This is a genomic window from Streptomyces californicus (genome assembly GCF_000717645.1).
Lineage (GTDB): Bacteria > Actinomycetota > Actinomycetes > Streptomycetales > Streptomycetaceae > Streptomyces > Streptomyces californicus.
In genome coordinates this window covers 280,227-293,186 of the sequence record NZ_JNZZ01000019.1, presented here as the reverse complement: position 1 = coordinate 293,186, position 12,960 = coordinate 280,227, and the positions used below count along the sequence as shown (strand labels likewise).

The window sequence follows — 12,960 nt, the reverse complement described above, 5'->3', positions numbered from 1 at the left end:
GTCACATGTCCTCCGTTCCGGGGGTGCTGTCGTCGGTGGGGGCGCGGGTGCCGGCCGGCACGATCCCGGGGACCCGGCGGCGGCCGCGCAGTTCCACGAGGGCGACGTCGGCGCCGACCCCCGGTTCAAAACGCAGGGACGTACCGGAGGGGATATCGAGCCGAAATCCGCGTGCCGCGGCCCGATCGAAAGAAAGTGCTGGATTTGCGTCGAAGAAATGCAGATGGGAGCCGACCTGAATGGGGCGGTCCCCGTCGTTCACCACGGTGAGGAGTGATATCGCGCTTTCCGCGTTGATGTGCAGCACTCCGGACCCGGTCCGGATCTCGCCCGGGATCATGGGATCGGAGAGGTGATCGTGACGAGCTTGCGCCCGTCCGGGAAGGTCGCCTCGACCTGTACGTCCTGCAGCATCTCCGGTACGCCTTCCAGCACGTCAGCGCGGGTCAGTACGGCCCTGCCCGCCGTCATCAGCTCGGCGACGGGCGCCCCGTCACGGGCCCGCTCCACGGCCCAGCAGGCGAGCAGGGCGACGGCCTCCGGGTAGTTGAGGCGGACACCGCGCGCACGCCGCTCCCGCGCGACCATTCCGGCAACACTCAGCAGCAATTTCTCCGTGTCGGACGGAGTCAGAAACATGGGAAACCTCCATGGCAGCCTCACCGGAATTCCCGGTGAGGCGTGATCCACATGCCTCTTATAGCTCTCTTCCTGGATGGCTGGCAAATTTTTCCGTGCGGCAAAAAATCCCTTTTTGTGGTTACGACCCACTACATACGGGCAAAGCGTGCAAAATTCGCCCCCTGACGGCGCTCGAACGACGCGCTCCCCCGCCTACCCGCCGGTGACCCACATCACAGCAGCGTTCTGTCAGCTATCGCTGCGCCATCCCGTTCAAGGGGTACGCGAACGAGACAGGAGCCACCTCATGAAGCACCGCATCGTCGTCCTCGGCGCCGGATACGCCGGGGCCTTCGCCGCCGGGAACCTGGCCCGCAGGCTCTCCCCCGCCGACACGGAGATCACCGTCGTCAACGCCGCACCCGATTTCGTCGAGCGGATGCGGCTCCACCAGGTGGCGGCGGGCCAGGAGACCGCGCGCCGCAAGCTCTCCGACGTGTACGCGGGCACCGGGGTGCGGCTACGGCTGGCCCGCGTGACCGGGCTCGACCCCGAACGCCGAACGGTCGCTCTGACCGGTGAGAACGGGCCCGGGGAGCTGTCCTACGACACCCTCCTCTACACGCTCGGCAGTTCCGCGGCCCACCACGGCGTTCCCGGTGCGGCCGAGTACGCCTACGACGTCGCCGGGCTGGGTCCGGCACTGCGGCTGCGCGAGCGGCTGGCCGGGCTTCGCGAGGGCGGTTCCGTCCTGGTCGTGGGCGAGGGACTGACCGGTATCGAGACCGCGACCGAGCTGGCCGAGTCCCACCCCGGACTCTCGGTCGGGCTGGCCGCCCGCGGCGAGTTGGGCGCCTGGCTCTCGCCGAGGGCCCGCCGCCATCTGCGGGCCGCCTTCGACCGGTTCGGCATCACCGTCCACGAGCACACCGCCGTCGAGGCCGTCGAGCCGACCCGGGTGGTCACCGTCGGGGGGACGGTGCTTCCGGCCGATGTGACGGTGTGGTCGGCCGGGTTCGCGGTGGACTCCATCGCCGCGGACGCCGGCCTGGAGGTCGCCGGGACCGGGCAGATCGTGGTGGACGGCACCATGCGCTCGCTCTCGCACCCGGACGTCTACGCGGCGGGCGACTGTGCCTACGCGATCGGCGACAACGGCCGGCCGCTGCCGATGTCCTGCGCCTCCGCCGGGTTGACCAATCTGCGGGCGACCGCCGCGATCGTCGCTCGCCTGACGGGCGGTACGGTGCCGGCCACCGGGCTGAAGTACTTCGGCAACCACATCAGCCTCGGCCGGAGCCACGCCGTCTTCCAGATGGTGGGCGGAGACGTCCGGTCGAAGTCCTGGTACGTGGGCGGCAGAACCGCCGCACAGCTCAAGGCCGGTGTGCTCAAGGGTGCGGAATGGGGCATCGCCCACCCGACCTTCGGGCTGCCGACGCGCAGGCGTCGGGTGGAGGCGGATCGGAGCCGGACCGGTGGGCCGGTCACCGTCCAGGGCGCTCGGCATGGACAGCGCAGCCGTTGACGGGTTCGAGGCGGGCCGGGGCAGGCTGGCCTCGCTGGCGTACCGTCTGCTCGGCTCGGCGGCCGAGGCCGAGGACGCGGTGCAGGACACGTTCCTGCGCTGGCTGGCGGCCGACCGCGAACGGATCGACGTGCCGGAGGCGTGGCTGACCAGGGTTCTCACCCGGATCTGCCTCGACCGGCTCCGCTCGGCGCGGGCGCGTCACGAGCGGAGCGCGGGCGCCTGGTTGCCCGAACCGCTCCTCGACGGCGACCCGATGCTCGGTCCCGCCGACACCTTCGAGCAGCGGGAGTCGGTGTCGCTCGCCGTGCTGACCCTCATGGAGCGCCTGTCGCCGAACGAGCGGGCCGTCTACGTCCTGCGGGAGGCGTTCGCGTACAGCCACGCCGAGATCGCCGCGATCCTCGACATCACGGAGGCGGCGAGCCAGCAGCACGCCCACCGGGCCCGGGCGCGGGTCGCCGGGGAACGCCGTCGCGGCGGCGCGCCCGACCCGGTGTCCGCGCGCCGGGTGGTCGAGGAGTTCCTGACCGCCGCCGCGTCGGGGCGCACCGAGCGGTTGGTGGCGTTGCTGACGGAGGACGTGACGGCTGTCTCGGACGGCGCGGGGTTGGCCCGGCGGCTGCTGCGGCACCGGACGCCGGAGCGGGTCGCCTCGTTCGTACGGGCCGGGTTCAGGCCGACCGCGGCGAAGCGGCGTCTGACCGGCGGTCCGGCGGCCATGCATGTCGCGCGGGTCAACGGGTCCCCGGCCGTCATCGCCGTGGTCGGGGGCCGTGTCGTGGGGGCCGTGGCGTTCGACGTCGACGGCGGCGGCAGGGTCGCGGCCCTGTACGGCGTCGGTGCGGCACACCGGCTCGCCCGGCTCGACGCAGTCTGGCGGCGGCACGAACCCGGAGTGCCGGTGATCGGGGCGTGGTGAACCGGGGGCGGAGGTCACCAGTCGACGTGTTCGGCGATCCATGCGGTGAGGGCGTCCTCGTCGTCGGCCGGGGGCAGGCCGGGAGCGCGGTCGAGGGGCGTGAAGGACAGCTGGAGGTGGGTGAGGTAGCCGTAGGGACCGTTGTCGGCCGACGGTCCGAGGACGAGCGCGTGGGTGGGGGTGCGCCAGACGCGGTGGGTCATCGCGGGCCCGGTGACCACCGTGACGTCCGAGAGCACGACCCGCTCGGGGCCGGCCCCCAGGTGCTCGGTCACGGCTCGGGCGGCCCGGGCGAGGGTCGCCTCGCACTCCTCCGCGGTGGACGGCTCGTCGAGCTCCCAGCCGGGTGTTCGGGCCCAGAGGTCCATGTACGGGTGGAGCCAGGGCAGGCTCGTCCGGTCCTCGTCCTCCTCGTCGACCGGGTACAGCTCTCCGAACACGAGGAAGGTGGGGACGTCGGCCCGCCCGAAGGGGTTCCTGCCGTCGGAGCAGAGCACGTGGCCGTGGCCCGTGAGGAAGGAGTCGCAGACCCGTTCGTGCTCCCAGGCCCAGCCGCGGCGCGTCAGTTCCGCGTCGAGGGCGTCGACGTCGTCGGCCACCGGCGGCGCCGCGGGGAGTGCGACGAGTTCCGCGACCGCGGCGGTGGTGAGCGGCCGCCGGGCGAGCAGGTGTACGGGGGTGGGCATGCCGGTCGCTCCGGGAAGTCGTCGTGCGGTCGTCCGGGATGATCGTAGGACGGGCACGACAAGGGCCCGGGGGCGGGACCGGCGCGGCTGAGGCGCGCCCGCGCGCCCTCGGCGTACCGCTGCCACCATGAGGGGATGAGCGAGCACGAACGGCGGACCGGCCGGCTCCTGGAGCAGGCCGTCCTCGACCTGCTGGAGCGGCGTGGCCCGACGGCGACGATCTGCCCTTCCGACGCGGCGCGTTCGGTGTACGAGGGCGACGACGACGGCTGGCGGTCGCTCATGGAGCCGGCGCGGCAGGCGGCACGGCGGCTGGTCGCGGAGGGCCGGGTCGAGATCACCCAGCGGGGCCGCCCGGTCGATCCGGACAAGGCGCGGGGCCCGATCCGGATCCGCCGCGTCCGGTGACGTGCCGTCGAGGGGCGGGCGGGGTGCGTCCGCTTGGCGGTCCCCCTCCCCGGGCTGCGTCGCCCCGCCGGTTCCTCCGGGGGGGGGGCCGGCGGGCCGAGAGGGCGGGCGGGGTCAGTCCGTGTAGACCTCCGCGCGGTCGATGCTCACGAAGGACGCCCCGGAATGGGAGGCGTGCTCGCCGGTCACCCTGACCCGGAGGGTGTGCGTGCCGTGCGGCAGGCGTGGGCTGGTGTACTGCACCGCCTCCCCGACGCGGATCGCGTTGTACAGGTCCACGCGTTGCTCCGGGCCGCCGTCGACGCTGATCGCCGCGTAGCCGTTGCCGGTGTCCTTGACGGAGAGCAGGGCGATGCGGGTGCCGGTGAAGGTGAAGGTCGCCGTCGCCCCCGCCCGGTCGCTCCAGTGGTCGTCGCCCCAGAAACACTGTGCGGCGCAGCCGGTGCCGGAGTTCCAGCTTCCGGTGTACGTGACCCCGCCGGGGCCGCTGGAGCGGCCGTCGTCGTTGATCCAGTAGTTGCCGGAGCCCGGGTCGCCGGAGGGCAGGTTCTGGGTCGCGCCCATGGCCAGGGGTCGGCCGAAGTCGGGGCTGCCGTCGGACCGCCAGGTGAACTTCTGCGCCCGTGTCGTGCGGTTGCTGTAGGTGTTCACCGATGTCGTCTTGGCGTGGTAGACGATCCAGTCCTCCGTCCCGTCGGGCGACCGGAAGAAGGCGTGGTGCCCGGGCCCGTACACGCCCCGGTCGTCGGCCCGTGAGAAGACCGCGCCCTGGTGCCGCCGCCAGTTGGCCGGGACGAGCGGATCGGAGGTCAGCGGCATCGACATCATCCAGACCTGGTAGTCCGGCTTTCCGGTGTCGCAGGTGGAGTAGGTCATCCAGACCCGCCCGTTGCGGTACAGGAACTCCGGCCCTTCGCGGACCTCGGGGCAGCCGCCGGGCCCGTCGATGGCGACCGCGTCGCCGGAGACCGTGTACGGGTTGGACATCGGTGCGATGTTGAGGCCGTTGTGCTGGTACTGGTTGAGGCCGCTGTACGCGAGGTAGAGGCGGCCGTTCAGTTCGAGGACGCCTGCGTCGATGGCGAAGTCGTTCGCGTGGTTGGGCGGCGCGAGCTTCGCCTTGAAGCGGTACGGGCCCGCCGGGTCGTCGCGCTCCGACTCCAGCACGTAGAGCCGGTGGTGTTCGTCGACGCCGTCGTCCGCCGTGTAGTAGAGGTACCAGCGGTCGCCGAAACGGTAGAACTCCGGGGCCCAGATGTTGCGGTTGCGGGAGGGGTCGGAGTCGGTCCAGACGGTGGTCGCGGTGGCGGTCGCCAGGGTACCGAGCGACGGGGAGCGCCACATCCGGATGCTGTTGCCCTGGGTGGTGGTGAGGTAGTAGTTCCCCTTCCAGTGCGTCATGAAGGGGTCGGGGCCCGAGTTGAGGGGGTTGCGGAACGTCCCGGCCGCCGCGGCTCCCGGTCCCGGGACGACGGCTTCGCGGGGTGCGCGCGGGGACGCTGCCGCGGGGGCGGCCAGCCCCGGCAGCAGCCCCACGAGGAGGCCGAGGAGCGCCGCGAGCAGCAACGCCGTACGGGGGCGGTGGGTCCCGGCCGGGCGGGACCCACCGGGGGAAGCGGCAGGGAGAGTGCGGCTGGTGGGGCTGGGAGGCACGGGTGTCCTTTCCACAGCGCTTCGCGTCCGGGGCCTGTCATGCCGACAGACGCTTTACATCGATGTAATGACGAGGCGTCACGCTAGGGACGGCCCGCACTCATGTCAACAGGGCCTTCGCACGGGTGTGCGCTACCTTTCCCGGCATGCCCGAACTCGACCGTGTCCCATGGCCACCCGCTCCGATCACCACGTCCCGGCTCGTGCTCCGCGTCTCCGAGGCCCGCGACCGTGCCGCGTTCGTCGACCTGTTCGCCTCGCCGGAGGTGGGTCTACATCTCGGCGGTCCCCGTCCGCGCGAGGAGCTGGAACGCGCCGTTCCCGAGGTGCCGGGGCGGCGCCCCGGGCTCTTCGTGGTGGAGCTCGGCGGCGCGATGATCGGTACGGTCACTCTGGAGCGGCGGTCCGCCGACCGTACGGGCGGTGACCTCCTCCCCGGCGACGGCCTCGCCGAACTCGGCTACATGTTCCTGCCCCGGGCGTGGGGGGCCGGGTACGCCGCCGAGGCGTGCGCCGCCGTGCTCGACTGGTTCGCCGACGCCTCGCCCGGCGAACGGGTCGTGCTCTGCACCCAGGTCGCCAACACCCGGTCCCTGCGCCTCGCGCGGAAGCTGGGCTTCACCGAGGTGGCGCGGTTCGAGGAGTTCGGCGCGGAGCAGTGGTTCGGCCGGTGGGGCCCGGTCGCGCCGCCCGTCCGGCGCGCTCGCGCGCCTCTTGCGAACGGGCCGGAAGGAGCTGGTCCGCTGTTACACAACGATCATTGAGTGCGCCGGAACGGCCTCGGCATACTCAGGAATCCGGGGCCGAACGCGTATCCGAACGCACCCCGTGCGGCTGGGCTTTCGCCCGCCGAACCACTCCTGAGCAGGGGTCATCTTGCGAAAACGATCAACGAGGACGTGCGCGCTCGCCGCCGCGGCGGCGGTCGCCCTGACGGCGGGCATGACCGGCCCGGCGTCGGCGAAGACCGGTGGACCGGACACCGTCCGCACCGGCACCGTCCTTCCGGACACGGCGTTCCCGGGTACGGGACTTTCGGGCACCGCTTCTTCGGGCGAGGCCGAGGGCTCGAAGCCGGGGGGCCGGTCCGGTGGGACCGTCACGCTGATCACCGGGGACCGGGTCCTCGTGGACTCCCGGGGCCGTGCCGGCGGCATCCAGCGGGCCAAGGGCCGCGAGGACATGCCCTTCTTCACCGAGACCCAGGGCGGCCGCACCTATGTGGTCCCGCGCGACGCCCGGCGGCTGATCGCCGACGGGACGCTGGACCGGCGGCTGTTCGACATCACCGAACTCGCCACGGCGCAGAGCCGCAAGGCCCACCGCGCCGGGCTCAAGGTGATCGTCGGCTACCGGGGCGCCGATGCCGGCGCCGCCCGCACGGAGGTGCGTTCCTCGCAGGGCACCACGCTCCGCCGGACCCTCTCGGTTCTCGACGCCGACGCCGTCACCGGCGCCGAGAGCGCCACCGGGAAGAAGGGCGCGCTGTGGGACGCCCTGACCCGCCCCCGTGACGACGGGTCGGCTGCCGTGGCGTCCGGCATCGCACGGATCTGGCTGGACGGGGTGCGCAGGGCGACGCTCGACCGGAGCACGGGCCAGATCGGAGCTCCGGCCGCCTGGGACCGCTCGTACGACGGCACCGGTGTGAAGATCGCGGTCGTGGACACCGGGATCGACTCCTCCCACCCGGACCTGGCGGGCAAGGTGGTGGCCGAACGCGACTTCAGCGGCTCCCCGGACGCCAAGGACCGCAACGGGCACGGCACGCACGTGGCCTCCACCGCGGCCGGTACGGGAGCGAAGGACGCCCGGTTCAAGGGCGTGGCGCCCGGGGCGCAGCTGATCAACGCCAAGGTGCTCGACGACCAGGGCGTCGGCGACGACTCCGGCATCATCGCCGGGGTGGACTGGGCCGTCGCCCAGGGCGCGGACGTCATCAACATGAGCCTGGGCAACGCCGACTCGGCCGGGATCGACCCGATGGAAGCGCAGGTGAACAAGGTCTCGGCCGAGAAGGGCGTCCTGTTCGCCGTGGCCTCGGGCAACAGCGGGCCGGAGCGGGGGACGGTCGCCTCGCCGGGCAGCGCCGACGCGGCGCTGACGGTCGGCGCCGTGGACGACGACGACCGGATCGCGGAGTTCTCCAGTGCCGGACCCCGGATCGGGGACGGCGCGGTCAAGCCCGATCTGACCGCGCCGGGCGTGGCCGTCACGGCGGCCGCGGCGGCGGGCACGGGCGGGCAGAACCCGCCCGGGTACACCACCAAGGACGGCACCTCGATGGCCACCCCGCATGTGGCGGGCGCGGCCGCGATCCTCAAGCAGAAGAACCCCGGCTGGACGGGCGCACAGCTCAAGGCCGTCCTGACGGGGTCGGCCGACGGCGGCTCCCCCACCGTGTTCCAGCAGGGCGCGGGCCGTCTCGCCGTGGGCCGGGCGATCGACCAGACCGTCGTCTCCGAGCCGGTCTCGGTCAACCTGGGCACGCAGGCGTGGCCCCACTCCGACGACGCCCCCGTCACCCGGCAGGTGACGTACCGCAACAGCGGCGACGCCGACGTGACGCTGGATCTGGAGCTCGCGTCGCCCACCGGCGGGGACGGGCAGCCGGCCCCTGCCGGGTTCTTCTCCCTCGACGCGCGGCGGGTCACGGTCCCGGCGGGCGGCAGCGCCGCGGTGGGCCTGACGGCCGACACCCGGCTGGGCGGCACGGTCGACGGCTCGTACGCGGTGACGGTCGTCGCGTCCGGCGGCGGCCGAAGTGTGCGCACCCCGGCCGCGGTGGACCGGGAGAGCGAGTCGTACGACGTCACGTTCACGACCCTCGACCGCAGCGGTGCGGTCTCCACCGGTTGGCAGGCCGACCTCAAGGGCTACCGCGACTCCGCGTCGGGCCTGCGGTTCTTCCCCGATCTGTCGTCGGGATCCACCACGGTCCGGCTGCCGCGCGGAACCTACAGCCTCGCGGCGGACCTGCTGGTCGACCCGGCGGCCCCGCGCAAGGGCGCCGATCTGATCAGCGTTCCGGAGCTCTCGGTGACCGGTCCCACCACCGTCACGCTCGACGCCCGGACCACCCGGCCCGTGAACGTCAAGGTGCCCGACCCGGCGGCGCGCTCGACGCGTGCGGGGATGATGTACACGATCAGCACGCCCGAGACGTTCATCATCGAAGGCAGCGAGTTCAGCGGCTTCGACAACGTCCGTACCGCCTACCAGGGGCCGAAGGCCGACGAAGGCGTCCTGGCCCAGCAGTGGTCCGCGCACTGGGAGCACGACGGCGCCGAGTATAACGTCCTGACGGGCGGCCCGGTCCGTGAGCTGGCCACCGGCTTCACGAAGACCTACACGGCCAAGGACATGGCCCTGGTGAAGGCGGGCATCGGCTCGTCGGCGCCGGGCGCCGACGGCGCTCTCGCGGCGCACGGCCTGCTCGACCACGGAGGCGGCGTCGACGCCCTCTACACCGTGCGTCCCGCCCCGGAGACGCGGAAGGTGTACCTGTCCACCGAGGACGGGGCTTCCTGGAACATCGTCGCGGGCGTCCTGGGCGCGCCGGACGCGGACGGCAACCGCGCTTTCGACTCGGCCTTCGAGTTCGGCGGGCACCGGCGGTTCGCCGCGGGAAAGACGTACACCGAGACGTTCAACGTCGGTGCGGTGGGGCCGCGGATGGGCGCCGACGAGGGCATCGTGCGCGACGGCGACGACATCTACGGCGCGTTCCCGATGATCAGCGACGGCGCGGGGCACTCCGGGTTCGCGCGGTACACCGGCGCGAGGACCACGATCCACCGCAACGGCGAGCTGTTCCTGCGGAAGGACGCCGCCATCGACCGGGACCTGTTCACGCTGACACCCGAGTCCGCCGCGTACAAGGTGGAGACCACCGTCCACCGGGACCCTGCGGTCAACCGCACCGGCACCCGGATCGACGCCTCCTGGACCTTCACCTCGGCCGCCGCGCAGAGCCCGACGCCGCTGCCGGTCTCCACCGTCCGCTTCCTGCCGAAGCTCGCGCTGGACTCCACCGTCGTGGCCGGCGGCAGGCAAACCTTCCCGGTCCAGGTGCAGGGCGCGGCGGCCGGCGCGCAGCTGAAGTCGCTGCGCGTCCTGGTCTCGTACGACGGCACCACATGGCAGTCGGTTCCGGTCGTGGCGGGCAGTGTCACGGTGCGCGGTCCGGCGAAGGGCAAGGCGGTCTCGCTGCGGGCCGTCGTCTCGGACAAGGGCGGCAACGAGTCGACGGTCACACTCCACAACGCCTTCTTCGGCCGGTGACCGTACGGGCCGCGGGGCTGAACCCACCCGACGCCGAGTGAGACGGGCGCGGCCCACCGGAGCATCCCTTCCGGTGGGCCGCGCCCTGTCGCCGTGGCCGGGCCCCTGATCAGCGTGCCGGGGCCGGGACCGGGCGGACGGAGCAGTCGGCCGGGGGCAGACGTCCGTCCCGGCCGGCCAGGGCGACGGGCCGGGACCCCTTGGGGTGCGCCGCGTAGGCGGCCGTGCAGACGAGCTGGTCGCGGGCGGGGGCGGTGAGCGTGCGCACCCCGGTGGTCAGCCGGACCTCGACAGCGGGCCCGTCCGTCACGACCCGGTCCACGGCGGACGCCGTGCCCGGCAGCGAGGAGTCGTTGCGGAAACCGGCCCGGCGCTCGTCCTCGTCGGGACCGGTGAGCTGGGCGGTGACGGCGGCGAGCGGCGAGAGCGCCTGGTCCGCCTCCTCGCCGTCCGCTGGCGAACCGCCGCTGTGCCAGGGGACGTCGACGATGCGGGGCACGGGAAGCAGTTCGCCGTCCGGGCCGTGGAAGAACAGCAGCAACCGGGTCTCGCGCGGCGGTAGCAGGTCGCCGACGGCCGGCCTCCCGGCCTCGACGACCTCGGTCTCCTGGATTCCGCAGCCGCTGAGCGGCACCGGGGCGAGCGCCAGCAGGACGGCGAGCCGGGCCGCCCGGCCTGTCCGCCTCCTCATGGGGCGCACTCCGTCCGGCCGGGCCCGCTCCGCGAACCCTCCTCGCGGGAGGCCGGCCCGTCGAAGGGCAGTTCCACGGTGAACAGCGCGCCGCCGCCGGGCGCGTTCCGCGCGTCGACCGTGCCGCCGTGCAGCCGTACGTTCTCCTGGACGATCGCGAGGCCGAGGCCGCTGCCCGGGGAGCGGGAGCGGGCGGCGTCCGCCTTGTAGAAGCGGTCGAAGACGTGCGGCAGGACGGTGTCGGCGATGCCCGCGCCGTGGTCCCGTACCTCGACCGCCAGGGCGCCGGCACGTCGCGACAGCCGTACGGTGACCGGTTCCGCGCCGTGGCGCAGGGCGTTGCCGACGAGGTTGGCCACGATCACGTCGAAGCGGCGCGGGTCGAGGCGGACGCGTATGCCGTCGGGCAGTTCCGTGCCGACCCGCTCGTGCCACCGGCGGCCGGACAGCGTTCTGCGGACGGCCTCCGCCGCGTCCACCTCGTCGGTGTTCAGCTCGGCTACGCGGGCGTCGAAGCGGGACATCTCCATCAGGTCCTCCACGAGCAGGGCCAGCTTCCCCGTCTCGGCGCTGATCAGGCGTACCGCCCGCGCGGTGTCCGGGTCGAGCCTCTCGGCGTCCTCGTCGAGCACGTCCGTGACGGCGAGCATCCCGGCGAGCGGGGTGCGCAGTTCGTGGGAGACGTCCGAGGCGAAGCGCCGGGCGCGGGTCCCGGCGTCCCGCAGCTCCCGCACGGAGTGTTCGAGGCGGGCGGCGGAGGCGTTGAACGTGCGGGCGAGGTCGGCCATCTCGTCTCGGCCGCGCACGGCGATACGGGTGTCGAGCCGGCCGCCGCCCATGGAGTGGGCGGCGCGTCGCAGTTCGCGGACGGGCCGCAGCACGCTGCGCGCGGCCAGCAGGGCGGGCACCAGGGCCGCGGCCAGTCCCGGCAGCGCGCCGTCGCGGGCGGCGGTCACCAGGGCGTCGATGTCGGTCTCCTCGTTCACCAGGGACATCACGGCGTAGAGGACCAGTCCGCTGGGGACGGCGGGTCCGCCCGCGACGACCCGTGTCATCACCGGCATCCCGATCGTCAGATACGCGTCCCCGTCCTTGACCACCCGTTGGAAGGCCCCGCGCGGCGAGGTGCGCGCCGAGCGGCGCAGTTCGGCGGTCAGGACCCCCGAGGCGGGCCGGTCGCCCGAGGAGACGCGGACCGACGCGTACTCGGCGAACACGATCCACGGGTGGGGCTTGGAGCGCGCCGCGATGTCGTACAGCTCCCACCGGACCGCTTCCCGGTCCAGCGGCAGGCGGGGGACGAACCGTTCGGCCTCCTCGCGGAACGAGGCGACGGCCGTGTCCTGGGCGCGTTCGAGGACCGCGTTGCGTGCCTCGCGGTAGGTCAGCGCGGCGGTCGTGACCGCGCTGACGGCGGCGACCAGGAGGAACGCGAGCACCAGCCGGGTGCGGACGCCGAACGCGGCGGTCGCCGCGGGCAGCTTCACAGCGGGCCGAAGCGGTAGCCGAACCCCCGCTGGGTCTGGATGTACCGGGGAGTGTCGGGCCGGTCCTCGATCTTGACGCGCAGGCGGCGTACGCAGGCGTCCACCAGCCGCACATCGCTGTGGTAGCTGTGGTCCCACACCTCTTCGAGGAGGTCCTGGCGGCTGAACACCCGGCCCGGTTCGGCGGACAGGAACAGCAGCAGCTTCAGCTCGGACGGCGCCAGGGCGACCGGCTCGCCCGCCCGGACGACGGTGTGCCCGGCGCGGTCGACGGCGAGGGCGCCGTGGTGTTCGACGAGGTGCCGTACGCCGGCAGGTGCTTCGACGCCGCGCAGCACGGCGCGGATGCGGGCCTCGATGACCTCGGTGCGGGCGGGTTTGACGACGTAGTCGTCCGCTCCGGCGTCCAGGCCGACGACGATGTCGACGTCGTCGCCCCGCGCGGTGAGCATGATGATCGGCAGCTGGCCGCGGGCGCGCACCCGGCGGCACACCTCGACGCCGTCCATTCCGGGGAGCATCAGGTCGAGCAGCAGCAGGTCGGGGCGGAAGGTGTTCACCGCCTCCAGGCCGGCCTCACCGGTCGCGGTGGCGAGGACGTCGTGGCCGCGGCGGAGGAGACCCATCTCGACGCCGTCCCGTACGGACGGGTCGTCTTCGACCAGGACGACGCGTGGCAT

The 12,960-nt window shown here is 73.1% G+C and carries 12 protein-coding genes; 5 read left to right on the top strand and 7 right to left on the bottom strand.

The window, feature by feature from the left end:
* Position 1: 1 nt before the first annotated feature.
* Positions 2 to 340 carry an urease subunit beta gene (gene ureB / locus IF19_RS0125305; RefSeq protein ID WP_030116147.1) on the bottom strand — a complete coding sequence of 113 codons (339 nt, stop codon included), beginning with the start codon at positions 338 to 340 and terminating at the stop codon, positions 2 to 4.
* A complete protein-coding gene (locus IF19_RS0125300) occupies positions 337 to 639 on the bottom strand; it encodes an urease subunit gamma (RefSeq protein ID WP_030116148.1) in 303 nt (100 codons plus the stop codon). The genes ureB and IF19_RS0125300 overlap by 4 nt, the downstream gene beginning before the upstream one ends.
* Positions 640 to 928: 289 nt before the next feature.
* On the opposite strand from IF19_RS0125300, the gene IF19_RS0125295 reads away from it, so the two are divergent.
* Both IF19_RS0125295 and IF19_RS0125290 read left to right on the top strand, forming a co-directional pair.
* Positions 929 to 2,149 (top strand): NAD(P)/FAD-dependent oxidoreductase, encoded by a 1,221-nt coding sequence (locus tag IF19_RS0125295; protein WP_050493923.1) that lies wholly within the window; start codon positions 929 to 931, stop codon positions 2,147 to 2,149.
* Positions 2,130 to 3,071, top strand: a complete 942-nt coding sequence (locus IF19_RS0125290) for a sigma-70 family RNA polymerase sigma factor (RefSeq protein WP_030116150.1) — start codon at positions 2,130 to 2,132, stop codon at positions 3,069 to 3,071. The genes IF19_RS0125295 and IF19_RS0125290 overlap by 20 nt, the downstream gene beginning before the upstream one ends.
* Before the next feature lie 14 nt (positions 3,072 to 3,085).
* Here IF19_RS0125290 and IF19_RS1000000138450 read toward each other — a convergent pair whose 3' ends face one another.
* A complete protein-coding gene (locus IF19_RS1000000138450) occupies positions 3,086 to 3,757 on the bottom strand; it encodes a hypothetical protein (RefSeq protein WP_234313228.1) in 672 nt (223 codons plus the stop codon).
* A gap of 135 nt (positions 3,758 to 3,892) precedes the next feature.
* Here IF19_RS1000000138450 and IF19_RS0125280 point away from each other — a divergent pair, with 135 nt between their 5' ends.
* Positions 3,893 to 4,165, top strand: a complete 273-nt coding sequence (locus IF19_RS0125280) for a DUF3253 domain-containing protein (RefSeq protein WP_030116152.1) — start codon at positions 3,893 to 3,895, stop codon at positions 4,163 to 4,165.
* A gap of 114 nt (positions 4,166 to 4,279) precedes the next feature.
* On the opposite strand, the gene IF19_RS0125275 is transcribed toward IF19_RS0125280, so the two are convergent.
* Positions 4,280 to 5,818, bottom strand: a complete 1,539-nt coding sequence (locus tag IF19_RS0125275) for a glycoside hydrolase family 43 protein (RefSeq protein WP_106973586.1) — start codon at positions 5,816 to 5,818, stop codon at positions 4,280 to 4,282.
* A gap of 146 nt (positions 5,819 to 5,964) precedes the next feature.
* On the opposite strand from IF19_RS0125275, the gene IF19_RS0125270 reads away from it, so the two are divergent.
* Positions 5,965 to 6,582, top strand: coding sequence for a GNAT family N-acetyltransferase (locus IF19_RS0125270; protein ID WP_078580473.1), 618 nt, complete (start codon positions 5,965 to 5,967; stop codon positions 6,580 to 6,582).
* Between the two features lie 112 nt (positions 6,583 to 6,694).
* Positions 6,695 to 10,102 (top strand): S8 family peptidase, encoded by a 3,408-nt coding sequence (locus IF19_RS0125265; RefSeq protein ID WP_030120614.1) that lies wholly within the window; start codon positions 6,695 to 6,697, stop codon positions 10,100 to 10,102.
* Positions 10,103 to 10,211: 109 nt separating this feature from the next.
* Here the strand turns inward: IF19_RS0125265 and IF19_RS0125260 are convergent, their stop codons facing one another.
* Genes IF19_RS0125260 through IF19_RS0125250 form a run of 3 tightly spaced genes read right to left on the bottom strand, consistent with a single transcriptional unit; the run spans position 10,212 to position 12,960 of the window.
* Complete coding sequence (locus tag IF19_RS0125260) at positions 10,212 to 10,793, bottom strand: hypothetical protein (protein WP_030116157.1); 582 nt, start codon at positions 10,791 to 10,793, stop codon at positions 10,212 to 10,214.
* Entirely contained in the window at positions 10,790 to 12,280 is a 1,491-nt protein-coding gene (locus IF19_RS0125255; RefSeq protein ID WP_050493922.1) for a sensor histidine kinase, read from the bottom strand. Before IF19_RS0125255 ends, IF19_RS0125260 begins: the two co-directional genes overlap by 4 nt.
* On the bottom strand, positions 12,277 to 12,960 hold the full coding sequence (locus tag IF19_RS0125250; protein ID WP_030116159.1) for a response regulator transcription factor: 684 nt from the start codon (positions 12,958 to 12,960) through the stop codon (positions 12,277 to 12,279). The genes IF19_RS0125255 and IF19_RS0125250 overlap by 4 nt, the downstream gene beginning before the upstream one ends.

What these genes read in the sequence shown, in the direction of transcription:
- IF19_RS0125300 (WP_030116148.1), bottom strand. Translation starts at nt 639, where the DNA reads ATGTTTCTGACTCCGTCCGACACGGAGAAATTGCTGCTGAGTGTTGCC.
- ureB (WP_030116147.1), bottom strand. Translation starts at nt 340, where the DNA reads ATGATCCCGGGCGAGATCCGGACCGGGTCCGGAGTGCTGCACATCAAC.
- IF19_RS0125250 (WP_030116159.1), bottom strand. Translation starts at nt 12,960, where the DNA reads ATGCCACGCGTCGTCCTGGTCGAAGACGACCCGTCCGTACGGGACGGC.
- IF19_RS0125295 (WP_050493923.1), top strand. Translation starts at nt 929, where the DNA reads ATGAAGCACCGCATCGTCGTCCTCGGCGCCGGATACGCCGGGGCCTTC.
- IF19_RS0125280 (WP_030116152.1), top strand. Translation starts at nt 3,893, where the DNA reads ATGAGCGAGCACGAACGGCGGACCGGCCGGCTCCTGGAGCAGGCCGTC.
- IF19_RS0125270 (WP_078580473.1), top strand. Translation starts at nt 5,965, where the DNA reads ATGCCCGAACTCGACCGTGTCCCATGGCCACCCGCTCCGATCACCACG.
- IF19_RS1000000138450 (WP_234313228.1), bottom strand. Translation starts at nt 3,757, where the DNA reads ATGCCCACCCCCGTACACCTGCTCGCCCGGCGGCCGCTCACCACCGCC.
- IF19_RS0125260 (WP_030116157.1), bottom strand. Translation starts at nt 10,793, where the DNA reads ATGAGGAGGCGGACAGGCCGGGCGGCCCGGCTCGCCGTCCTGCTGGCG.
- IF19_RS0125290 (WP_030116150.1), top strand. Translation starts at nt 2,130, where the DNA reads ATGGACAGCGCAGCCGTTGACGGGTTCGAGGCGGGCCGGGGCAGGCTG.